Source organism: Pseudomonas sp. OF001 (genome assembly GCF_904426495.1).
In the GTDB taxonomy this organism is placed as follows: Bacteria; Pseudomonadota; Gammaproteobacteria; order Pseudomonadales; family Pseudomonadaceae; genus Geopseudomonas.
Genome location: NZ_CAJGBM010000002.1, coordinates 54714 through 77110 on the forward strand (window position 1 = coordinate 54714; position 22397 = coordinate 77110).

Here is a 22397-nt window from a genome sequence, read left to right on the forward strand (position 1 = left end):
GACTCGGAGCGTCAGGGTTTCGCCGCCAGCGACGCAGCGGCCGGCTTGGCGAAGTACTCGCGGGTCAGGCGGATCACCACCGGGCTGAGCAGCACCAGGGCGATCAGGTTGGGGATGGCCATCAGGCCGTTGAGGGTGTCGGACAGCAGCCAGGCGAAGTCCAGCTGGGCGACGGCGCCGAAGGGGATGGCCAGCACCCAGAGGATGCGGAACGGCAGGATCGCCCGGGTGCCGACCAGGTATTCCCAGCAGCGCTCGCCGTAGTAGCTCCAGCCGAGGATGGTGGTGTAGCTGAACACCATCAGGGCCACGGCCAGCAGGTACTGGCCGACGCCGGGCAGGGCGCTCTCGAAGGCCGCGCTGGACAGCGCCGCGCCGCTGGCGCCGCTGGTCCAGGCGCCGGTGGTGAGGATCACCAGGGCGGTCATGCTGCACACCACGATGGTGTCGATGAAGGTGCCGAGCATGCCGATCAGCCCCGAGCGCACCGAGCTGTGGGTGGTGCCGGCGGCCTGGGCGATGCCTGCGGTGCCCAGCCCCGCCTCGTTGGAGAAGATGCCGCGGGCCACGCCGAAGCGGATCGCCGCCATCACCGCCGCGCCGGCGAAGCCGCCGGTGGCCGCCGCCGGGTTGAAGGCGTGCTCGAAGATCAGCGCGAAGGCGCCGGGAATGGCCTCGGCGTTGAGGGCCAGCACGGTCAGCGCGGCGATGATGTAGCCCACGCACATGGCCGGCACCAGGGCCTCGGCGACCTTGCCGATGCGCTTGATGCCGCCGAGGATGACCACGCCGGTGATGACCATGGTCACCACGCCGGTGACCCAGTCCGGCACGCCGAAGGAGCCGCTGAGGGCGTCGGCCATGCTGTTGACCTGCACCATGTTGCCGATGCCGAAGCCGGCCAGGCCGCCGAACAGGGCGAAGGCGCCGCCCAGCCAGGCCCACTTCCTGCCCAGGCCGTTCTTGATCGCGTACATCGGCCCGCCGACGTGCTCGCCGCGCTCGTCCTTCTCGCGGTAGTGCACGGCCAGCACCACCTCGCTGTACTTGGTGGCCATGCCGACCAGCGCGGTGCACCACATCCAGAACACCGCGCCCGGGCCGCCGAGGAAGATCGCGGTGGCCACGCCGGCGATGTTGCCGGTGCCCACGGTGGCGGCCAGGCAGGTCATCAGCGCCTGGAACGGGCTGATCTCGCCGGAGCCGTCGTCGTCCTTCTTGCGCCCCTGCCAGAGCAGGCCGAAGGCGGTGGCGATCCTGGCCAGCGGCATGAACCTGAGACCCAGCATCAGGAACAGGCCGGTGCCGAGGATCAGCACCAGCATGGGCGGCCCCCAGACCAGGCCATTGAGACTATTCACTACAGTGTTCAGGAATTCCATCAGGGGGTTCTCTTTGCTCTTGTCGATGGGGTGAAGGCAGCGGCTGCCTTGCGCGGGGCTCCGTAGCACGGGCTGTGCCAGCGATCGCCGGCGCCTCGCGCCGCGCAGCGGTCGCAGTGATTATTCAGGCCGGGATAGCGAATCCACCAGATCAGCATCGCTGTCGAAGCGAACGACAGGCCTTTCACCTGCCTTTCTGCAGGATAACGGCAGAAAACTCCATGAAAAAATCCGCGTCTCTCCCTGCAGGCCGCAGCCGGCGGGGCGTCCGGCAGCTGTTGGTCGCCGCGCCCTGCCGGCCTATGCTGAGGGCTCAGCCACTGCCTGTTGCCCAAATGCCCAGCCACAGCCCCGAGCATGCCCCATCGTGGTACGCCGCCAGCGTCAACCGTCACCTGGAGTTACCTTCACAGGCGGGGGAAACGCGCGCCGATGTGTGCATCGTCGGCGGCGGCTACACCGGCCTGAACTGCGCCATCGAGCTGGCCCGCCGCGGCTACGCGGTGGTGCTGCTGGAGGCGCGGCTGATCGGCTGGGGCGCCAGCGGGCGCAACGGCGGCCAGCTGATCCGCGGCGTCGGCCACGACGTCGAGCGCTTCCGCCCGCTGCTCGGCGACGCCGGCGTGCGCCGCCTCAAGCTGTACGGCCTGGAGGCGGTCGAGCTGGTGCGCCGGCGTATCGAGGAGTTCGCCATCGACTGCGACCTGCGCTGGGGCTACTGCGACCTGGCCAACCGCCCCGAGCACCTGGAGGGCTTCCGCCAGGCCCGCGACGAACTGCTGGAGCTGGGCTACCGCCACGAGCTGCGCCTGCTGCAGCCGGGCGAGATGCACCAGGTGGTCGGCTCCGACCGCTACTGCGGCGGGCTGATCGACATGGGCTCCGGGCACCTGCACCCGCTCGAGCTGGCCCTCGGCGAGGCAGCGGCGGCGACGGGCCTGGGCGCGCGGCTGTTCGAGCGCTCGGCGGCGACACGCATCGACTACGGCGCGCAGGTGCGCGTGCACACGGCGCACGGCGTGGTGCGCGCCGACCGGCTGATCCTCGCCTGCAACGCCTATCTCGCCGGCCTGCAGTCGCAGCTGGCCGGCAAGGTGCTGCCGGCCGGCAGCTACATCGTCGCCACCGCGCCGCTGGGCGAGGAACGCGCGCGGCAGCTGATCCCCCGCGACATGGCGCTGTGCGACCAGCGCGTGGCGCTGGACTACTACCGGCTGTCGCGCGATCGCCGCCTGCTGTTCGGCGGCGCCTGCCACTACTCCGGGCGCGATCCGGCGGACATCGCCGCCTACATGCGGCCGAAGATGCTCAGGGTGTTTCCACAGCTGGCGGACGTGGCCATCGACTACGCCTGGGGCGGGATGATCGGCATCGGCGCCAACCGCCTGCCGCAGCTCGGCCGCCTGCCCGACCAGCCGAACGTCTGGTACGCCCAGGCCTACTCCGGCCACGGTCTCAACGCCAGCCACCTGGCCGCGCAGTTGCTGGCCCAGGCCATCCACGGCGAGGACAGCGCCGGCTTCGAGCTGTTCGCCCGGGTGCCGCACCCGACCTTCCCCGGCGGCCCGCTGCTGCGCGCGCCGCTGCTGGCCCTCGGCATGCTCTGGGAGCGCCTCAAGGAGCGCCTGTAGATCACTGACTCACGAGGAAGTGGTGCGCATGGCGCACCCTACGGCGGGAGGCTCAACCGCAGGGTGCGCCGCGCGCACCACGCAGGCGCCTGTCAGGCCAGGCTGCGCCATTGCCCGCCCTACCCCGCGTCGCCGCGCAGCTCGAAGGCGCCGCGGCGCAGGGCCAGGACCAGGAACAGCGCCGCGCCGCCGGCCAGCAGCAGCGGCAGGCCGTGGCCGCTCAGCCACTGGCTGGCAGCGCCGGTGGACAGCGGACCGAGCAGGCAGCCGGTCCCCCACAACAGGGCGATGTGGGCGTTGGCGCGCACCAGGGCGTCGTCGCGGTAGCGCGCGCCGACCAGCACCAGCGCCAGGGTGTACAGCCCGCCGGCGCTGGCCCCCAGCAGCGGCAGCAGCAGCCAGACCAGCGGCGAATGCAGCGCCAGCGGCAGGGCCAGGCTGCTGGCCAGCAGCAGCAGGCCGCAGGCGCGCAGCAGCGCAGGGCGCGGCAGGCGGTCGGCGAGCAGGCCGAGCGGCAGCTGCAGCAGGGCGTTACCCAGCACCAGCGCACCGAGCATGTGCAGCGCGCGCCCCTGGGCGATGCCCTCGTGCAGCAGGTACACCGGCAGCAGGGTCAGCGCCAGGGCGTCGAAGGCGGCGAACAGCACCACCGCCCAGGCGATCGCCGGCTGGCCGCGGCAGAACGCCGCCAGGCCGCCGCCGGCCAGCGCCTGGTGGCCGACCTGCGGCGCGCCGCCGCGGCCGAGCAGCAGCAGGCAGCCGGCCACCAGCAGCGCGGCGGCCAGCCACAGCGCCTGGTCGCCGGCGGAGCCGAGAACGCCGAGCAACAGCGGCCCGCACAGCTGGCTGAGGGCGAAACCGGTGCCGTACAGCGCCACCAGGCGGCCGCGCCAGGCGTCGCTGGCCAGCTGGTTGATCCAGCTCTCGCCGAGCACGAACACCACGGTCAGCGAGACACCCAGCAGCAGGCGCAGCAGCAACCACAGCCCGTAGTCCGGCCACAGCGCCAGCGCCGCCACGGACAGGGCGCTGAGCAGCAGGCTCAGCTGCAGGCTGCGCGGCGTGCCGCACAGGGCGGCGAAGGCGTGGGTCAGGCGCGCGCCGAGCAGCACGCCGAGCGCCGGCATGGCCGCCATCACGCCGATGGCGAACTGGCCGTAGCCCCAGGCGTCCAGGCGCAGCGACACCAGCGGCAGGCTGAGGCCCAGGGCCAGGCCGACCAGCACCACCGCTCCGGTCACCGCACAGTAGGTAGCCCAGCGCACGCCTGCCCTCCTCGCCACAACGACGCGGCCGGACCTCCCGTAACGGGAAGCCCGGCCGTCTTCAGGCCCGCCGGCCGGCGGACTTACAGCTTGATCCAGGTCGCCTTGATCTCGGTGTACTTGTCGAAGGCGTGCAGCGACTTGTCGCGGCCGTTGCCCGACTGCTTGAAGCCGCCGAACGGCGCGGTCATGTCGCCGCCGTCGTACTGGTTGATCCACACGCTGCCGGCGCGCAGCGCCTTGGCGGCCAGGTGGGCCTTGGACAGGTTGCCGGTCCACAGCGCGGCGGCCAGCCCGTAGGGGGTGTCGTTGGCGATGCGGATGGCCTCGTCGAGGTCGTCGAAGGCGATCACCGACAGCACCGGGCCGAAGATCTCCTCGCGGGCGATCTTCATGGCGTTGCTCACCCCGTCGAACACCGTCGGCGCGACGAACACCCCGCCGGTCTCGGCCAGCACCCGGCCGCCGCCGCAGCGCAGCTGGGCGCCCTCGGCGTGGCCGGCGGCGATGTAGCCGAGCACGGTATTGAGCTGCTGCTCGTCGACCAGCGCGCCGACGTTGGTCGCCGGATCGAGCGGGTGGCCGGGCTGCCAGCGCTGCACTTCCTCGAGCAGCAGGGTCATGAACTGGTCCTTGATCGAGGCCTCCACCAGCAGGCGCGAGCCGGCGGTGCACACCTCGCCCTGGTTGAAGCAGATCGCGCTGGCCGCGGCACGGGCGGCGGCGCGCAGGTCGGGGGCATCGGCGCAGACGATGTTCGGGCTCTTGCCGCCGGCCTCCAGCCACACACGCTTCAGGTTCGACTCGCCGGCGTAGATCATCAGCTGCTTGGCGGTGCGCGTGGAGCCGGTGAACACCAGGGTGTCGACGTCCATGTGCAGCGCCAGCGCCTTGCCGACCGTGTGGCCGTAACCGGGCAGCACGTTGAGCACGCCAGCGGGGATGCCGGCCTCGACCGCCAGGCGGGCGATGCGGATCGCGGTCAGCGGCGACTTCTCCGAGGGCTTGAGCACCACCGAGTTGCCGGCGGCCAGCGCCGGACCGAGCTTCCAGCAGGCCATAAGCAGCGGGAAGTTCCACGGCACGATGGCGGCGACCACGCCGACCGGCTCGCGGGTGACCAGCCCCAGCTGGTCGTGCGGGGTCGGCGCCACCTCGTCGTAGAGCTTGTCGATGGCCTCGGCGCACCAGCGGATGGCGCGCACCGCGGCCGGCAGGTCGACCTTCAGGGCGTCGCCGATCGGCTTGCCCATGTCGAGGGTCTCGAGCAGCGCCAGCTCCTCGTCGTGGGCCTCGAGCAGGCCGGCGAAGCGCAGCAGCACCGCCTTGCGCCTGGCCGGCGCCATCCGCGACCAGGTTCCCGCCTCGAAGACGGCGCGGGCATCGGCGACCGCCCGCTCGGCGTCGGCGCCGTCGCAGCTGGCCACCCGGGCCAGCAGGCGGCCATCGATCGGACTGATGCAGTCGAAGGTCGCGCCGCACGCCGCCGGCGCGTACTCGCCATGGACGAAGGCCCGCCCCTCGATGTGCAGGATGCTGGCGCGGTGTTCCCATTCGATGCGGCTCGGATTGCTCATGTCCTGTGCTCCGGATGCGGTTGGTCGGAACATCATGGCCGCTGGGGGAAAAGCTGCGCAAGCCGGCGGGGAAAAATCGCCGGCAAGAAAAAACCCGCCACGAGGGGCGGGTTTCTTCTTCAAGGGCCGGATCAATTACTTGATCTTGGCTTCCTTGTAGATCACGTGCTTGCGAACGACCGGATCGTACTTCTTGATCTCGATCTTTTCGGGGGTGGTGCGCTTGTTCTTGTCGGTGGTGTAGAAGTGGCCGGTACCGGCGCTGGACACCAGACGGATCAGGTCACGCATGATGATGCTCCTTAGACTTTTTCGCCGCGGGTGCGGATTTCAGCCAGCACGGCGTCGATGCCGCGCTTGTCGATGACGCGCATGCCCTTGGCCGATACGCGCAGACGCACGAAACGCTTCTCGGACTCGACCCAGAAACGATGGTACTGCAGGTTCGGCAGGAAACGACGACGGGTTTTGTTGTTAGCGTGGGAAATGTTGTTCCCGGTAACCGGACCCTTACCGGTCACTTGACAGACTCTCGACATACCTCAGCCCTCTTGACCACATGCCCAACCCGGCATGGGTTGGCCGCTTGAATCGCTATGAATCTCAGTTTCTTCGGGGGTCTTACCGACCGCGCCAACGGCCTGAAAGGTCGGGCCCCAGAAAAGAGCGCAGTTTTATAGCAGAAAGCCGCCGCACCCGCAAGGCAGATGCAGCGCACCCGACCACCGGACGGGCAAGGAAAACAGGCCGCGCATTCTGTCAGATCCAGCCGTACTCGGCGAGCGAAACCGGCTCGCCGTCGCCGATCACGAAATGATCGAGCACCCGTACCTCGACCAGCGCCAGCGCCTCCTTGAGCTTCTGGGTCAGCTGGCGGTCGGCCTGGCTGGGCTCGGCCACCCCGGAGGGATGATTGTGGGTGAGGATCAGCGCGGCGGCGTTGTGCGCCAGGGCGCGCTTGACCACCTGGCGCGGGTAGACGCTGGCGCCGTCGATCGAGCCATGGAACAGCACCTCGAAGGCCAGCACGCGGTGGCGGGTGTCGAGGAACAGGCAGGCGAACACCTCGTGCGGCTCGTGGCGCAGGCGCGCCTTGAGGTAGTCGCGCACCGCCTGCGGGCTCTCCAGCGCCGAGTCGCGCTGCAGGCGCGCGGCCAGGTGGCGGCGGCCCATCTCCAGCACCGCCTGCAGCTGGGCGTACTTGGCCGGGCCGAGCCCAAGATGGGCGCTGAAGTCGTCCAGCCCGGCCTCCAGCAGCGGACGCAGGCCGCCGAACTCGGCCAGCAGGTGGCGCGCCAGGTCCACCGCGCTGCGCCCGGCCACCCCGGTGCGCAGGAAGATCGCCAGCAGCTCGGCATCGCTCAGTGCTGCGGCGCCCTGCGCCAGCAGCTTCTCCCGCGGCCGCTCGGCGGCCGGCCAGTCCCGGATGCTCATTCCCCACCTCCCTGTGTGCGGCGCGCCCCCATGGCGGCCGGCGCCCGCCCGGCTGCGCTGCCGGCGCGACTGGCGCTGTGCTATCTTAGCCCGCCCGATTTTCAACCCGGCGCCGGCCGTTGTGACCCCGTTCGCGACGCCGCGCAATCCACCTCCATCGCAGAATAAAAAGGCAGGCTCATGCAGCGGTTGCAGCGTAAACGCATCGTCCTGGGAGTCGGCGGCGGCATCGCCGCCTACAAGAGCGCCGAACTGATCCGCCGGCTGCGCGACCAGGGCGCCGAAGTGCGCGTGGTGATGACCCGCGCCGCCCGCGAGTTCATCACCCCGCTGACCCTGCAGGCGCTGTCCGGCCACCCGGTGTTCAACGACCTGCTCGACCCGGCCGCCGAGGCGGCCATGGGCCACATCGAGCTGGCCCGCTGGGCCGACCTGGTGCTGATCGCCCCGGCCACCGCCGACCTGATGGCGCGCCTGGCCCAGGGCATCGCCGACGACCTCTTGACCACCCTGGTGCTGGCCACCGACGCCCCGGTGGCGCTGGCCCCGGCGATGAACCAGGCGATGTGGCGCGACCCGGCGACCCAGGCCAACGCCGAGCTGCTGGTGCAGCGCGGCCTGCGCCTGTTCGGCCCCGACGCCGGCAGCCAGGCCTGCGGCGACGTCGGCCCCGGGCGCATGCTGGAGGCCGACGAGCTGGCGCAACGCGCCGCCGACTGCTTCGAGCGCGGCCTGCTCACCGGCTGCCGGGTGCTGATCACCGCCGGACCGACCCAGGAAGCCATCGACCCGGTGCGCTACATCACCAACCACAGCTCGGGCAAGATGGGCTTCGCCCTCGCCGAGGCCGCCGCCGAGGCCGGCGCCGCGGTGACCCTGGTCAGCGGCCCGGTGCACCTGGCCACCCCGCAGCGGGTCAGCCGGGTCAACGTGGTCAGCGCCCGCGACATGCTGGCCGCCTGCGAGGCGGCGATGCCCTGCGACATCCTGATCGCCGCCGCCGCAGTGGCCGACTACCGCCCCGAGGTGATCGCCGCGCAGAAGATGAAGAAGGACCCGGGCAGCGACGACGGCCTGACCCTGCGCATGGTGCGCAACCCGGACATCCTCGCCACCCTCGCCACCCGCGCCGACCGGCCGTTCAGCGTCGGCTTCGCCGCCGAGACCGAGAACCTGCTCGACTACGCGGCGCGCAAGCTCAGGGACAAGAACCTCGACCTGATCGTCGCCAACGACGTGGCCAACCCGAGCATCGGCTTCAACAGCGAGGAGAACGCGATCACCATCATCGACCGCCAGCTCGCGCAGAATAGTTTTCCGCAGACCAGCAAGGGCAAGATCGCCCGCCAGCTGATCGCCTTCATCGCCGAACGCTACCACCGGAACTGACTCCCGATGCACACACTGCAAGCCCGCATCCTCGATCCGCGCCTGGGCCGCGACTTCCCGCTGCCCGAGTACGCCACGCCCGGCTCCGCCGGCCTCGACCTGCGCGCCATGCTGCAGGAGGCGCTGACCCTCGAGCCCGGACAGACCGTGCTGATCCCCACCGGACTGGCCATCCACGTCGCCGACCCGGGGCTGGCCGCGCTGATCCTGCCGCGCTCGGGCCTGGGCCACAAGCACGGCATCGTCCTCGGCAACCTGGTCGGCCTGATCGACTCCGACTACCAGGGCGAACTGATGGTGTCCTGCTGGAACCGCGGGCAGAGCGCCTTCACCATCGCCGTCGGCGAGCGCCTGGCCCAGCTGGTGCTGGTGCCGGTGGTGCAGGCGCGCTTCGAGCTGGTCGAGCAGTTCGACGACAGCCAGCGCGGCGCCGGCGGCTTCGGCCACAGCGGTCGCCACTGAGCGTTCTTCCACCCCTTCGCGCCGAGTCGCCCATGAAGTCGACCTCCCTCCTGCGCACCCGCCTCCTGCCGGTCGCCGCCGGCAGCCTGCTCGGCCTGCTGGCCGGCAGCGGCCTGCTGCTCCACGCCGGGCAGCAGGCCAGCACGGAAAACCGCCAGCAACTGCTCGCCGCCTGGGCCGCCGGTCCGCTCGGCGCCCTGCAGCAGGGCCTCCACCAGCTCGGCCGGGACACCCGCGACGCCGCCGGCCAGGCCGAGCTGCTCGCCGCCCTGGCCGGCGACCCCGCCAGCCGAGAGACCGCCACCCGGCACCTGCTCGCCCACCGCAGCGACCTGATCGACGCCCAGCTCAACCGGGTCGGCGCCGCCCAGATCGACGAATCGCGGGCGGCACCGCTCAACTTCGCCGCCCTCGACCTGCTGCGCCGCGCCGAACAGGGGCCACCGCCAGCCCCCGAGGCCTACCGGGTCGGCGAGCGCTGGCTGCTGTACAGCGCGGCCGCGGTCGCCGATGCCGGCGGCCGGGTGCAGGGCACCCTGCTGCTGGTACGCGACCTGCAGCAGCTGCTCGAACGCCTGCCGCCGCTGCCGGCCGAGGTCGGCGAACTGCAGCTGCTGCAGCAGTATCCCGACGGCCCGGCGCAGCTGCTGCTGGCGCGCGGCAACGGCGGCGGCGAAGCGCACAGCTGGCCGACCGCCCACCCGCACTGGCAGCTCTCCCTGCGCCCCGGCAGCGCCCTGCAGCCGGCCGCGCCGGCGCCCTGGCAGGGACTGCTGGCCGGCCTGCTGGGGCTGGCCGGTGCCCTCGGTGGCGCGGCCCTGCAGCGCCGCCGCGAACCGCCGCGACCGGCTCCCGCACCGCTCATCCCCGCCGCGCGGACACCGAGCGACGGCCTCGGCGACCTCGATGCCCTGCTGGCCACCCTGCCGACCAGCGAACCGGCCGCCAAGCCGGCCGCACCCGCACCACTGCCCGCCGGCAAACCGCTGGCGGCGGACGTCTTCGACCTGCTCGACAGCGACAGCCTGTCGCCCACTCCGATGGAGCCTCCCGCCCCGATGAACACCTCCAACGTCCCGCAACTGCCGGCCGCGATCTTCCGCGCCTATGACATCCGCGGCGTGGTCGGCGACAGCCTGACCAGCGAAACCGCCTACTGGATCGGCCGCGCCATCGGCTCGGAGAGCCTGGCCTGCGGCGAGCCCGCCGTGGTGGTCGGTCGCGACGGCCGCCTGTCCGGCCCGGAGCTGGCCGAGGCGCTGATCCGCGGCCTGCAGGACTGCGGCTGCCACGTCACCGACGTCGGCATGCTGCCGACTCCGGTGCTGTACTTCTCCACCCACGTGCTCGGCGCCCGCAGCGGGGTGATGGTCACCGGCAGCCACAACCCGCCGGACTACAACGGCTTCAAGATCGTCATCGCCGGCGAGACCCTGGCCAACGAACGCATCCAGGCCCTCTACCGCCGCCTGCAGGACGGCGACCTGGCCAGCGGCAGCGGCACGCGCAGCCAGAGCGCGCCGCTCGAGCAGTACCAGCAGCGCATCGTCGAGGACGTGGTGCTGGCCCGCCCGCTCAAGGTGGTGGTCGACTGCGGCAACGGCGTGGCCGGCGTCAACGCACCGCAACTGCTCGAGGAACTCGGCTGCGAGGTGATCCCGCTGTTCTGCGAGGTGGACGGCACCTTCCCCAACCACCATCCGGACCCGGGCAAGCCGGAGAACCTCCGCGACCTGATCGCCGCGGTCAAGGCCACCGGCGCCGACCTGGGCCTGGCCTTCGACGGCGACGGCGACCGCGTCGGCGTGGTGACCAACGAAGGCGAGATGATCTACCCCGACCGCCTGCTGATGCTGTTCGCCCGCGACGTGCTGAGCCGCAATCCCGGCGCCGACGTGATCTTCGACGTCAAGTGCACCCGCGGCCTGGCCGGCCTTATCCGCGGCTACGGCGGCCGCCCGCTGATGTGGAAGACCGGCCACTCGCTGATCAAGGCCAAGATGAAGGAAACCGGCGCCCTGCTGGCCGGCGAGATGAGCGGGCACATCTTCTTCAAGGAGCGCTGGTACGGCTTCGACGACGGCATCTACAGCGCCGCACGCCTGCTGGAGATTCTCAGCCTGGACAGCCGCAGCGCCGCCGAGGTGTTCACCGACTTCCCGGTCGCCCTGTCCACCCCGGAGATCAACATCAAGGTCGGCGACGAGCGCAAGTTCGCCCTGATCGAGGCCCTGCAGCGCGACACGCAGTGGGGCGAGGCCAGCCTGTTCACTCTCGACGGCGTGCGCGTCGACTACCCCCGCGGCTGGGGCCTGGTGCGCGCCTCCAACACCACCCCGGTGCTGGTGCTGCGCTTCGAGGCCGACGACGCCGCTGAACTTTCGCGGATCCAGCAGGTCTTCCACGCCAAGCTCAAGGCCGTGGCCCCCGACCTGGACCTGCCCTTCTGACATCACTGGAGCCCAGCATGCCCCTCAATCGTGAAGCTGCCGAACAGGTAGCCAAAGTCCTCGCCGAGGCCCTGCCCTACATCCGCCGCTTCAGCGGCAAGACCCTGGTGGTCAAGTACGGCGGCAACGCCATGGAAAGCGACGAGCTGAAGACCAGCTTCGCCCGCGACATCGTGCTGATGAAGGCGGTCGGCATCAACCCGGTGGTGGTGCACGGCGGCGGCCCGCAGATCGGCGACCTGCTCAAGCGCCTGAACATCGAGAGCCACTTCATCGACGGCATGCGCGTCACCGACGCAGCGACCATGGACGTGGTGGAGATGGTCCTCGGCGGCCAGGTCAACAAGGACATCGTCAACCTGATCAACCAGCACGGCGGCAGCGCCATCGGCCTGACCGGCAAGGACGCCGGCCTGATCAAGGCGAAGAAGCTCAAGGTCACCCGCCAGACCCCGGAGATGACCCAGCCGGAGATCATCGACATCGGCCACGTCGGCGAGGTGGTTGGCGTCAACGTCGAGCTGATCAACATGCTGGTGGCCGGCGACTTCATCCCGGTGATCGCGCCGATCGGCGTCGGCGAGGACGGCGAGTCCTACAACATCAACGCCGACCTGGTGGCCGGCAAGGTGGCCGAGGCGCTCAAGTGCGAGAAGCTGATGCTGCTGACCAACACCGCCGGCCTGCTCGACAAGCAGGGCAACGTGCTGACCGGCCTGTCCACCGAGCAGGTCGACGGCCTGATCGCCGACGGCACCATCTACGGCGGCATGCTGCCGAAGATCCGCTGCGCCCTCGAGGCGGTGCAGGGTGGCGTGCACAGCGCGCACATCATCGACGGCCGCGTGCCCAACGCCGTGCTGCTGGAGATCTTCACCGACAGCGGCGTCGGCACCCTGATCAGCAACGCCCGCCAGGGCTGAGGGCCAGCGCCGCTCCTCCGGGAGCGGCGTCACCCGCGGCGTCGTCAGCGACCGGCGCCGAGCAGCTGCTCGAGGCGCGCACGGTCGGCGGCGAACTCCGCCTCCACGCTCTTGCGCACCCCGTCCAGGCGGCGCAGTTCGCTCTCGAGGCGGCCGCGCTCGAGGCGCAGATCCTCCATCTGCTTGAGCAGGCCCGCCGGCACGGCCTGGCCGGCGCGCTGGCGCGCGGCGGCCTGGCGCTCCAGCGAGGCCAGCTGGCCGTCCACGCTCTGCAGGTTGGCATGGTTGACCCCGGCGAAGGAGTCGATGTCACGCAGACGCTGGGCGCGGGTCTGCTCGAGGTCGGCGAGGCTGGCGTAACGCTGGCGCAGCTGGGCATCGGCCTGCGCCTGGCGCGCCTGATCGGCCTGGCGGCGCAGCTCCTCGACGGTCGGCGCGCGCGGCACCACGCGGATCAGCCGCCCCTGGTCGTTGAGCACCTCGTAGCCGTTGGCCACGTATTCGGGGGGCACGCCCTGGCGGTCCAGCACCACCACCCCCTGGCGGTTCACGTAGCGATACAGCTCGGCCTGCACCGTCGTCGCGGCCAGCAGCCCCAGCAGCAGCAATAGCACGTTCCCCATCCGCATCGCTCAGCCTCTCACCTCGTTCTCCCAACCGGACAACCGCTGCCCGGAACATCGCCTGCCGATCTCGCAGGATACCCGCCCCGTCGCCGCGCCACAAAAGCGCGGGACGGGCAGAGCGTGAAGCGGTTCGGCAAAACGACAAAGGGGAGCCCGAGGCTCCCCCTTGTCTGCCGCGGAGCAGCCGATCAGGCCAGGTCGCGGAACGACTCCAGCAGCGCCGGAATGCCCGGGAACATGCCGATCGCCGCCATCACGCCACAGAGGATGAGGAACACCGCGGCCGGGATGATCCAGCGATCGCGATGGCCGAGGCTCTGGCCGCGCTCCTTGTCACCGATCAGGCCGAGATTGTCCAGCAGCATGGTCAGCGACCAGCCGAACACCGGATTCACCAGCGCCGAGGAGAAGATCACGATGGCCGCCGACTGCGAGGTCTTGCCCTCGCGGGTCATCTGCATGCCGGCCTCCAGCAGCGGCAGGTAGACGCCGACCAGCAGGGCCACGCTGAGCACCGGCGGCCAGATCGCCAGGTCCATCGGGTAGCCCCACAGCGCGGCGATCACGCAGAGCAGGCCGGTGAGCATGGCGCCGGCCGGAATCGGCCGCTTGGCGATGGCCGCGGGCACCATGTAGGTGCCCCAGGAAGAAGTCAGGTTGCCGCCGCCCAGGGAAGTGCCGACGATCTGCCGCGCCGCGGCGATGCACATCGTGTCGTCGATGTTCATCAGCACCTTCTTGGCCTTGGGCGGATAGTTCAGTTCCTGGAAGATGCGGTGGCCGAGGAAGTCCGGCGACCACATGGCCACCGCCAGTACCGCGAAGGGCGCCACGGCGATGAAGTGCTGCAACTCCGGCAGGCCCAGTTGCCAGCCGCTGTCCTCGCCCCACCAGTAGGCCGGATTCAGGTTGGGAATGCCCGGCTCGGTCTTGAACTCGAAGGGCGCACCGAGGGCGAAGGCAATTGCCGCGGCCATGATCGCGCCCAGCGGAATGGCCAGCCAGCGCATGCGGATATGTTCGAGATAGGCATACATGACGATGGTGGCGAAGACGATCACGAAGGCCAGATAACCCATGTCGAAACCGCCGGCCCAGGCGAACAGGCTCTTGATCTGCGAGGTGACGCCGATGAAGCCCAGGTACAGCAGCAGGCCGCCGCACACCCCGTCGCTGGTCAGCCGCGCCAGCAGGCTGCCGCCCTTGCTGATGCCGAGGATGAAGCCGAGCACGCCGACCATGATGCCCAGCGCCATCGGGTGGCCACCGGAGGCGACGATCAGCGGAATCAGCGGAATCAGCGGGCCGTGGGTGCCGGCCAGGTTGGCCGCCGGGTTGAGGATGCCGGAGAACAGCACCACGAACAGCAGCGCGGCGATCAGCATCTCGTAACGGGCGTTCTCGATGACGAACTCGTTGGACAGCCCCAGTGGCGCGGCGAAGGCGGCCACCACCGCGGCGACCATGACGATCTTGCCGATGGTGGCGGCCATCGCCGGCACCCAGTCCTCCAGCTCGAAGCGGTAGTCGCGCAGCGGCAGGTTGATGCCCCAGCGCCGCGGCGACATGATCGTCAGTTCGTGCTCGAGATATTCTTCCCGCGATCCGAACTGTGATTTGGGCTTATGCAGTTCGCGGTAACTTTTCTGATTATTGTCGGTCATACGTTCAACTATTCGAAAAGGTTAGAGATGCAGGCCAGCCATGGCGCAGCCTGCGCGACTAATCTTTTTTATTCTTGTGACATGACGGCCATGTCCGTACATGACCGCCTGGCAGGCCTTGAACTGGCATGCCAATCCAAAAATGAGTTTCTAATAGTTGTTGTATGGCCTGAAACTTCGTGTACCGGTCAGATTCCGTATTGCGTGCGGTACGCCTCGACCGCCGGCAGGTGCTGGCGGAGCTGTTCATCCTGCGCCAGATAATCCAGCACCTGAGTCAGCGAGACAATGCTCACTACCGGTATACCAAAGTCGCGCTCGACTTCCTGGATCGCCGACAGTTCGCCCTGGCCGCGCTCCTCGCGATTGAGCGCGATCAGCACGCCGGCCGCCTGTGCGCCCTGCGCCTGGATGATCTGCATCACCTCGCGGATCGCGGTGCCGGCGGTGATCACGTCGTCGACGATCAGCGCCTTTCCGACCAGCGGCGCACCGACCAGGGTGCCGCCCTCGCCGTGATCCTTGGCCTCCTTGCGGTTGAAGCACCAGGGCAGGTCGCGGCCATGCTGCTCGGCCAGGGCGATGGCGGTGGCGCTGGCCAGCGGGATGCCCTTGTAGGCCGGACCGAACAGCACGTCGAAGTCGATGCCGCTGGCCTGCACCGCCTCGGCATAGAAGCGGCCGAGCTGCGCCAGGGCCAGGCCGCTGTTGAACAGCCCGGCGTTGAAGAAGTAGGGACTGGTGCGCCCGGACTTGAGGGTGAACTCGCCGAAGCGCAGCACGCCGCGCTCGATGGCGAAGCGGATGAATTCGCGTTGATATGCTTGCATGAGATGCCCGATTCCGCCAAAAAACAGGAAAGTCGGGTATCATACACACAGGTTTTTTCAGGGGCCATTTATGCGGATTGTCAGTGTCAACGTGAACGGTATGCAGGCGGCGGTGGAGCGCGGCCTGCTCGGCTGGCTGCAGAGCCAGAACGCCGACGTCATCTGCCTGCAGGACACCCGCGCCTCGTGCTATGACATGGAAGACCCCGCCTGGCAGCTCGACGGCTACACCATGTACGCCGTCGATGCCGAAGTGCCGAGCCAGGGCGGCGTCGCCATCTACTCGCGCCTGCAGCCCAAGGCCATCATCTTCGGCCTGGGCTTCGAGCAGGCCGACCGCTACGGGCGCTACCTGCAGGCCGACTTCGACAAGGTCAGCATCGCCAGCCTGCTGATGCCCAGCGGTCAGAAGGGCGACGCCGACCTGAACGCCAAGTTCAAGTTCATGGACGACTTCACCAGCTACCTGAACAAGCAGCGCCGCAAGCGCCGCGAGTACATCTACTGCAGCTCGCTGTACGTGGCGCACCAGAAGCTGGACGTGAAGAACTGGCGCGACTGCCAGCAGGCGCCGGGCTTCCTCGCCCCCGAGCGCGCCTGGCTCGACGAGGTGTTCGGCAACCTCGGCTACGTCGACGCCCTGCGCGAGGTCAGCCGCGAGGGCGAGCAATACAGCTGGTGGCCGGACACCGAGCAGGCGCAGATGCTCAACCTCGGCTTCCGCTTCGACTACCAGCTGCTCACCCCCGGCATGCGCCGCAGCGTGCGCAGCGCCCAGCTGCCGCGCCAGCCGCGCTTCTCGCAGCACGCGCCGCTGGTGGTCGACTACGACTGGACGCTGAGCATCTGAGCGGCCGCAGCGACGAAAAAGCCGACCCGCGGGTCGGCTTTTTCATGTCCGCTACCTGAGGAAGCGGATGCAGAACGGATAGCGCCAGGCGCGGCCCTCGTTGGCCTTGATCCCGCCGATCACGGTGAGCACCAGGGCGCCCACGCTGACCAGCGCGGCCAGCGGGAAGGCCACCCACGACAGGGTCGCGCAGACCAGCAGCGCCAGGCTCGCGGTGATCTGGAAGTTCAGCGCCTCGCGACCCTGGGCGTCGACGTAGGGATCGCTCTCGCGCTTGAGCTGCCAGACCAGCAGCGGGCCGATGACGTTGCCGATCATCGGCGCCAGCAGCCAGGCGAAGGCCGCGTAGTGGCAGAGCATCGCCCACTTGCGCGCCTCGGCGTCCGGGCCGGGCGGCGCCGGCAGTTGCTCGTCGTTCATCGCACACCTCCCGGACCAGGCGCCGGCCCGGCCGCAGCCGGTCTCAGTTGTCGAGCGCGGCGCGCTGCAGCTCGAACAGCTCGTCGATGCCCTTGCGCGCCAGCGCCAGCATGGCGTTGAGTTCCTCGGGCTGGAACGGCGTGCCCTCGGCGGTGCCCTGCACCTCGATGAAGCCGCCGGCGTCGGTCATCACCACGTTGAGGTCGGTGCCGGCCGCCGAGTCCTCCAGGTAGTCCAGATCGAGCACCGGCTGGCCCTGGTAGATGCCCACCGAGACCGCGGCGACCAGCTGCTTGAGCGGGTTCTGCTTCAGCGCGCCACGCTTCTTCAGGGTAGCCAGCGCATCGATCAGTGCCACAGTGGCGCCGGTGATCGACGCGGTGCGGGTGCCGCCGTCGGCCTGGATCACGTCGCAGTCGATGTACAGGGTGGTCTCGCCCAGCTTGGACAGGTCCAGCGCGGCACGCAGCGAGCGGCCGATCAGGCGCTGGATCTCCAGGGTGCGCCCGCCCTGCTTGCCGCGCGCCGCCTCGCGGTGGGTGCGCGAGCCGGTGGCGCGCGGCAGCATGCCGTACTCGGCGGTCAGCCAGCCCTGGCCCTGCCCCTTGAGGAAGCGCGGCACGCCGGCCTCGGCGCTCACCGTGCAGATCACCTTGGTATCGCCGAACTCGACCAGCACCGAACCCTCGGCATGCTTGGTGTAGTGGCGGGTGATACGGATCGGGCGCATCTGGTCGGCGGCGCGACCACTGGGACGGTTCATCGGCAGGTCCTGTCGAAGAGGGGGAAAGTGCGAACCATTATAGAGGGCCGCAGGCGTGGCGAACCACCGCCGCGATTGGGGGGCCGACGCGCCTGGGTTACACTGGCGGATCGAATCCGCGGCGCCACGGGCGCCCGCCCCCTTACCAATGCGAGGATCGCCCATGGTACACAGCATGACCGCCTTCGCGCGGGTGGAGAGCGCCGGCCCCTGGGGCACCCTGAGCTGGGAGCTGCGCTCGGTCAACCACCGCTACCTGGAGCCGCACCTGCGCCTGCCCGAGGCGTTCCGCGACCTCGAGGGCGGCGTGCGCGAGGCGCTGCGCCAGGCGCTGGCGCGCGGCAAGGTCGAGTGCACCCTGCGCCTGGCCGAGGAGAGCGCCGGCAAGGCCCTGCAGGTCGACCGCGAGCGCGCCGCCCAGGTGATCGCCGCCGCCGAGGCGGTGGCCGCGCTGATCAGCCAGCCGGCCCCGCTGAACCCGCTGGAAGTGCTGGCCTGGCCGGGCGTGCTGGTGGCCGACGCCGCCGACCCGCAGGCGCTCAACGCTGCCGCCCTGGCACTGTTCGAGCAGGCCCTGGCCGAACTCAAGGCCGGCCGCGAGCGCGAAGGCGCCGCCCTGGCCGCCCTGCTCGAGGAGCGCCTGGCGGCGATCCTCAAGGAGGTCGACAGCCTGCGCGAGCTGGTGCCGCAGATGCTCGCCGCGCAGCGGCAGAAGATCGAGAACCGCTTCGCCGAGCTGCGGGCCGAGCTGGACCCGCAGCGCCTCGAGCAGGAGCTGGTGCTGCTGGCGCAGAAGAGTGACGTGGCCGAGGAGCTGGATCGTCTGAGCACCCATGTGCGCGAGGTGCGCCGCGTGCTCAAGGCCGGCGGCGCCGCCGGCCGGCGCCTCGACTTCCTGATGCAGGAACTCAACCGCGAGGCCAACACCCTCGGCTCCAAGGCCTTCGACCCGCGCTCCACCCAGGCCGCGGTCAACCTCAAGGTGCTGATCGAGCAGATGCGCGAGCAAGTGCAGAACATCGAGTGATTCCGGTAGTGACAGAAACCCCCATGAACAGCAGCCACGGCACCCTTTACATCGTTTCCGCGCCTTCCGGCGCCGGCAAGACCAGCCTGGTCAAGGCCCTGCTCGACAGCAACGAGCAGATCCGCGTGTCGGTGTCGCACACCACCCGCAGCATGCGCCCGGGCGAGGTGGACGGGGTGAACTACCACTTCGTCGCCCGCGAGGAATTCCTCGGCATGCTCGAGCAGGACGAGTTCCTCGAGCACGCCGAGGTGTTCGGCAACCTCTACGGCACCTCGCAGCGCTGGGTCGAGCGCACCCTCGCCGAGGGCCTCGACCTGATCCTCGAGATCGACTGGCAGGGCGCCCAGCAGGTGCGCCGGCTGATGCCGCAGGCGCAGTCGATCTTCATCCTGCCGCCGTCGCAGGAGGCGCTGCGCCACCGCCTGAACAACCGCGGCCAGGACAGCGAGGAGATCATCGAGCGGCGCATGCGCGAAGCGGTCAGCGAAATGAGCCATTATGTCGAGTACGACTACGTGGTGATCAACGACCAGTTCAGCCATGCCCTGGAGGACCTCAAGGCGATCTTCCGCGCCCGCCAGCTGCACCAGGGTTCGCAGCAGAAGCGCCACGCCGAGCTGCTCGAGCGCCTGCTGCGCTGACGCCCGGACGCATTCGCCACTTCCCTAACCATTGGCGATTTTTTAGACTATCCAATCCGCCCGGCGACTGCCGGGCCCAGCCGTTGAATCACGAGGAACACCATGGCCCGCGTCACTGTTGAAGACTGCCTGGACAACGTCGATAACCGTTTTGAACTGGTCATGCTCGCCAGCAAGCGCGCCCGCCAGCTGGCGACCGGCGGCAAGGAGCCGAAGGTGGCCTGGGAAAACGACAAGCCGACCGTGGTGGCCCTGCGCGAAATCGCCGAAGGCCTGGTCGACCATGAAGTGGTGCAGCAGGAAGACATCGTCGAGGAGACTCCGCTGTTCGCCGCCTTCGAGGAAAACGGCAGCGAGGAGATCTGAATTGCCGGGTCGACGTCGCGCGCCTGAATCACCGGCACTGACCGGTCTGGAGTAATACTTTGGCCAGCATAGACGCCCTCGCCGACCGCCTCAGCAATTACCTCACGCCGGACCAGGTCAATCTGGTCCGCCGCGCCTACTACTACGCCGAGCAGGCCCACGACGGCCAGCGCCGGCGCAGCGGCGAGGCCTACGTCACCCACCCGCTGGCGGTGGCCTGCATCCTCGCCGACATGCACATGGACCATCAGAGCCTGATGGCCGCCATGCTGCACGACGTCATCGAGGACACCGGCATCCCCAAGGATGCCCTCAGCGCGCAGTTCGGCAGCACCGTCGCCGAGCTGGTCGACGGGGTCAGCAAGCTGACCCAGATGGACTTCCAGACCAAGGCCGAGGCGCAGGCCGAGAACTTCCAGAAGATGGCCATGGCCATGGCCCGCGACATCCGCGTGATCCTCGTCAAGCTGGCCGACCGCCTGCACAACATGCGCACGCTGGACGCCATGCCGCATGAGAAGAGCCGGCGCATCGCCAAGGAAACCCTGGAGATCTACGCGCCGATCGCCAACCGCCTCGGCATGCACAACACCTTCGCCGAGTTCGAGGATCTGGGCTTCAGGGCCATGCACCCGATGCGCGCCGAGCGCATCAAGCAGGCGGTGCGCCGCGCCCGCGGCAACCGCCGCGAGATCGTCGGCAAGATCCAGCAGTCGCTGGTCAACTGCCTGGCCCAGGAGGGCCTGGACGGCGAGGTCAAGGGCCGCGAGAAACACCTCTACAGCATCTACCAGAAGATGCGCGGCAAGCGCCGGGCGTTCAACGAGATCATGGACGTCTACGCCTTCCGCATCATCGTCGACAAGGTCGACACCTGCTACCGCGTGCTCGGCGCGGTGCACAGCCTGTACAAACCGTTCCCCGGGCGCTTCAAGGACTACATCGCGATCCCCAAGGCCAACGGCTACCAGTCGCTGCACACCACCCTGTTCGGCATGCACGGCGTGCCCATCGAGATCCAGATCCGCACCCGCGAGATGGAGGAGATGGCCAACTTCGGCATCGCCGCGCACTGGCTGTACAAGTCCAGCGACGAGCAGAGCCCGCGCGGTACCCACGAGCGCGCCCGCCAGTGGGTCAAGGGCATCCTCGAGCTGCAGCAGCGCGCCGGCAACTCGCTGGAGTTCATCGAGAACGTCAAGATCGACCTGTTCCCCGACGAGGTCTACGTGTTCACCCCCAAGGGGCGGATCATGGAGCTGCCCAAGGGCTCGACCGCGGTCGACTTCGCCTACGCGGTGCACACCGACGTCGGCAACAGCTGCATCGCCTGCCGCATCAACCGCCGCCTGGCGCCGCTGTCCGAACAGCTGCAGAGCGGCGCCACGGTGGAGATCGTCACCGCCCCCGGCGCGCGGCCCAACCCGGCCTGGCTCAACTTCGTGGTCACCGGCAAGGCGCGTACCCACATCCGCCACTCGCTCAAGCAGCAGCGCCGCTCGGAGTCGGTCAGCCTCGGCGAGCGCCTGCTGAACAAGGCGCTGGCCGGCTTCGACAGCCGCCTGGAGAGGCTCGCCGCCGAGCGCATCGCCGCGGTGCTCGCCGAGTACCAGCTCGAGCAGCTCGACGACCTGCTCGAGGACATCGGCCTGGGCAACCGCATGGCCTACGTGGTGGCGCGCCGCCTGCTGGCCGAGGAAGGCAGCGAGCAGATGCCCGGCCACGAGGGCCCGCTGGCGATCCGCGGCACCGAGGGCCTGGTGATCAGCTACGCCAAGTGCTGCACGCCGATCCCCGGCGACCCCATCGTCGGCCACCTGTCGGCCGGCAAGGGCATGGTCATCCACCTCGACAACTGCCGCAACATCAGCGAATTCCGCCACAACCCGGACAAGTGCATCCCGCTGTCCTGGGCCAAGGACGTCACCGGCGAGTTCAACGTCGAGCTGCGCGTCGAGCTGGAGCACCAGCGCGGCCTGATCGCCCTGCTGGCCACCGCGGTGGCCAGCGCCGACGGCAACATCGAGAAGATCAGCATGGACGAGCGCGACGGCCGCATCAGCGTGGTCCAGCTGGTGGTCAGCGTGCACAACCGCGTGCACCTGGCGCGGGTGATCAAGCGCCTGCGCACCATCAAGGGCGTCAGCCACATCACCCGTCTGCGCGCCTGAGGCGGCCCGCCGCCGCCCGCTTTCCCAACGCAGGGCGCCGCCCCCGGCGCCTGCCATTCACAGCCCGCAAGGAGCTCCCATGAGCAAGAGCGTCATCAGCAGCGACAAGGCCCCCGCCGCCATCGGCACCTACTCCCAGGCGATCAAGGCCGGCAACACCGTCTACCTGTCCGGGCAGATCCCGCTGGACCCGGCCAGCATGCAGCTGGTCGAGGGCTTCGAGGCCCAGGCCGTGCAGGTGTTCGAGAACCTCAAGGCGGTCTGCGAAGCCGCCGGCGGCTCGCTGGCCGACATCGTCAAGCTGAACATCTTCCTCACCGACCTGGGCAACTTCGCCACCGTCAACGAGGTGATGGGCCGCTACTTCCAGCAGCCGTACCCGGCGCGCGCCGCCATCGGCGTGGCTGCCCTGCCGCGCGGCGCCCAGGTGGAAATGGACGGCATCCTGGTCCTCGGCTGATGCCCCGGCCGCGGCGCCCGCCGCCGCGGCCCCCCGCGCCCCCGCACCCTTCCGGAAAGGACG

General features: G+C 69.5%; 22 protein-coding genes. 11 read left to right on the forward strand and 11 right to left on the reverse strand.

Annotation, left to right across the window (positions count from 1 at the left end; all coding sequences use genetic code 11):
• Positions 1-11: 11 nt before the first annotated feature.
• Complete coding sequence (locus tag RA210_RS02585) at positions 12-1382, reverse strand: alanine/glycine:cation symporter family protein (protein WP_136491460.1); 1371 nt, start codon at positions 1380-1382, stop codon at positions 12-14.
• 335 nt (positions 1383-1717) lie between these two features.
• Between RA210_RS02585 and RA210_RS02590 the strand changes: the two genes are divergently transcribed.
• Positions 1718-3013 carry an NAD(P)/FAD-dependent oxidoreductase gene (locus RA210_RS02590; protein WP_236574601.1) on the forward strand — a complete coding sequence of 432 codons (1296 nt, stop codon included), beginning with the start codon at positions 1718-1720 and terminating at the stop codon, positions 3011-3013.
• Positions 3014-3132: 119 nt separating this feature from the next.
• Here the strand turns inward: RA210_RS02590 and RA210_RS02595 are convergent, their stop codons facing one another.
• From RA210_RS02595 to radC, 5 genes are all read right to left on the reverse strand, one after another.
• The gene (locus RA210_RS02595; protein WP_201485307.1) at positions 3133-4278 is read right to left on the reverse strand and encodes an MFS transporter; all 1146 of its coding nucleotides are present in this window, start codon (positions 4276-4278) and stop codon (positions 3133-3135) included.
• 83 nt (positions 4279-4361) lie between these two features.
• Positions 4362-5855: an aldehyde dehydrogenase gene (locus RA210_RS02600; protein WP_136491664.1), complete on the reverse strand. Its 1494-nt coding sequence runs from the start codon at positions 5853-5855 to the stop codon at positions 4362-4364.
• Positions 5856-5990: 135 nt separating this feature from the next.
• The gene (gene rpmG, locus RA210_RS02605) at positions 5991-6146 is read right to left on the reverse strand and encodes a 50S ribosomal protein L33 (protein ID WP_090350581.1); all 156 of its coding nucleotides are present in this window, start codon (positions 6144-6146) and stop codon (positions 5991-5993) included.
• Positions 6147-6157: 11 nt separating this feature from the next.
• Positions 6158-6394: a 50S ribosomal protein L28 gene (gene rpmB / locus RA210_RS02610; RefSeq protein ID WP_090350585.1), complete on the reverse strand. Its 237-nt coding sequence runs from the start codon at positions 6392-6394 to the stop codon at positions 6158-6160.
• Positions 6395-6614: 220 nt separating this feature from the next.
• On the reverse strand, positions 6615-7289 hold the full coding sequence (gene radC / locus RA210_RS02615) for a RadC family protein (protein ID WP_136491663.1): 675 nt from the start codon (positions 7287-7289) through the stop codon (positions 6615-6617).
• A 180-nt stretch (positions 7290-7469) separates the two neighbouring features.
• Between radC and coaBC the strand changes: the two genes are divergently transcribed.
• From coaBC to argB, 4 genes are all read left to right on the forward strand, one after another.
• Positions 7470-8678, forward strand: coding sequence for a bifunctional phosphopantothenoylcysteine decarboxylase/phosphopantothenate--cysteine ligase CoaBC (gene coaBC, locus RA210_RS02620; protein ID WP_136491662.1), 1209 nt, complete (start codon positions 7470-7472; stop codon positions 8676-8678).
• Positions 8679-8684: 6 nt separating this feature from the next.
• On the forward strand, positions 8685-9140 hold the full coding sequence (dut, locus tag RA210_RS02625; RefSeq protein WP_136491661.1) for a dUTP diphosphatase: 456 nt from the start codon (positions 8685-8687) through the stop codon (positions 9138-9140).
• Between the two features lie 1058 nt (positions 9141-10198).
• Positions 10199-11590, forward strand: coding sequence for a phosphomannomutase/phosphoglucomutase (locus RA210_RS02630; RefSeq protein ID WP_136491287.1), 1392 nt, complete (start codon positions 10199-10201; stop codon positions 11588-11590).
• Positions 11591-11607: 17 nt separating this feature from the next.
• Entirely contained in the window at positions 11608-12513 is a 906-nt protein-coding gene (gene argB, locus RA210_RS02635) for an acetylglutamate kinase (protein WP_136491273.1), read from the forward strand.
• Positions 12514-12557: 44 nt separating this feature from the next.
• Here the strand turns inward: argB and RA210_RS02640 are convergent, their stop codons facing one another.
• The 3 genes from RA210_RS02640 to pyrE form a co-directional block, all read right to left on the reverse strand.
• Complete coding sequence (locus RA210_RS02640; RefSeq protein ID WP_372239893.1) at positions 12558-13136, reverse strand: DUF4124 domain-containing protein; 579 nt, start codon at positions 13134-13136, stop codon at positions 12558-12560.
• Positions 13137-13327: 191 nt separating this feature from the next.
• Positions 13328-14803: a DUF3360 family protein gene (locus tag RA210_RS02645; protein ID WP_136491275.1), complete on the reverse strand. Its 1476-nt coding sequence runs from the start codon at positions 14801-14803 to the stop codon at positions 13328-13330.
• A 188-nt stretch (positions 14804-14991) separates the two neighbouring features.
• Positions 14992-15633, reverse strand: a complete 642-nt coding sequence (gene pyrE / locus RA210_RS02650; protein ID WP_136491276.1) for an orotate phosphoribosyltransferase — start codon at positions 15631-15633, stop codon at positions 14992-14994.
• A gap of 70 nt (positions 15634-15703) precedes the next feature.
• Here pyrE and RA210_RS02655 point away from each other — a divergent pair, with 70 nt between their 5' ends.
• Positions 15704-16483, forward strand: a complete 780-nt coding sequence (locus RA210_RS02655; RefSeq protein WP_136491277.1) for an exodeoxyribonuclease III — start codon at positions 15704-15706, stop codon at positions 16481-16483.
• A 51-nt stretch (positions 16484-16534) separates the two neighbouring features.
• Here RA210_RS02655 and RA210_RS02660 read toward each other — a convergent pair whose 3' ends face one another.
• Both RA210_RS02660 and rph read right to left on the reverse strand, forming a co-directional pair.
• Entirely contained in the window at positions 16535-16903 is a 369-nt protein-coding gene (locus RA210_RS02660) for a DUF4870 domain-containing protein (RefSeq protein ID WP_136491278.1), read from the reverse strand.
• Between the two features lie 43 nt (positions 16904-16946).
• Positions 16947-17666 carry a ribonuclease PH gene (gene rph / locus RA210_RS02665; RefSeq protein ID WP_136491279.1) on the reverse strand — a complete coding sequence of 240 codons (720 nt, stop codon included), beginning with the start codon at positions 17664-17666 and terminating at the stop codon, positions 16947-16949.
• A 163-nt stretch (positions 17667-17829) separates the two neighbouring features.
• On the opposite strand from rph, the gene RA210_RS02670 reads away from it, so the two are divergent.
• The 5 genes from RA210_RS02670 (at position 17830) to RA210_RS02690 (ending at position 22334) form a co-directional block, all read left to right on the forward strand.
• Complete coding sequence (locus RA210_RS02670) at positions 17830-18693, forward strand: YicC/YloC family endoribonuclease (RefSeq protein WP_136491280.1); 864 nt, start codon at positions 17830-17832, stop codon at positions 18691-18693.
• Between the two features lie 23 nt (positions 18694-18716).
• Positions 18717-19337 carry a guanylate kinase gene (gmk, locus tag RA210_RS02675; RefSeq protein ID WP_136491281.1) on the forward strand — a complete coding sequence of 207 codons (621 nt, stop codon included), beginning with the start codon at positions 18717-18719 and terminating at the stop codon, positions 19335-19337.
• Positions 19338-19439: 102 nt separating this feature from the next.
• A complete protein-coding gene (gene rpoZ / locus RA210_RS02680) occupies positions 19440-19703 on the forward strand; it encodes a DNA-directed RNA polymerase subunit omega (RefSeq protein ID WP_136491282.1) in 264 nt (87 codons plus the stop codon).
• A gap of 59 nt (positions 19704-19762) precedes the next feature.
• Entirely contained in the window at positions 19763-21874 is a 2112-nt protein-coding gene (gene spoT, locus RA210_RS02685) for a bifunctional GTP diphosphokinase/guanosine-3',5'-bis pyrophosphate 3'-pyrophosphohydrolase (RefSeq protein ID WP_136491283.1), read from the forward strand.
• 79 nt (positions 21875-21953) lie between these two features.
• Positions 21954-22334 carry a RidA family protein gene (locus tag RA210_RS02690; protein WP_136491284.1) on the forward strand — a complete coding sequence of 127 codons (381 nt, stop codon included), beginning with the start codon at positions 21954-21956 and terminating at the stop codon, positions 22332-22334.
• The last annotated feature ends 63 nt before the right edge of the window (positions 22335-22397 follow it).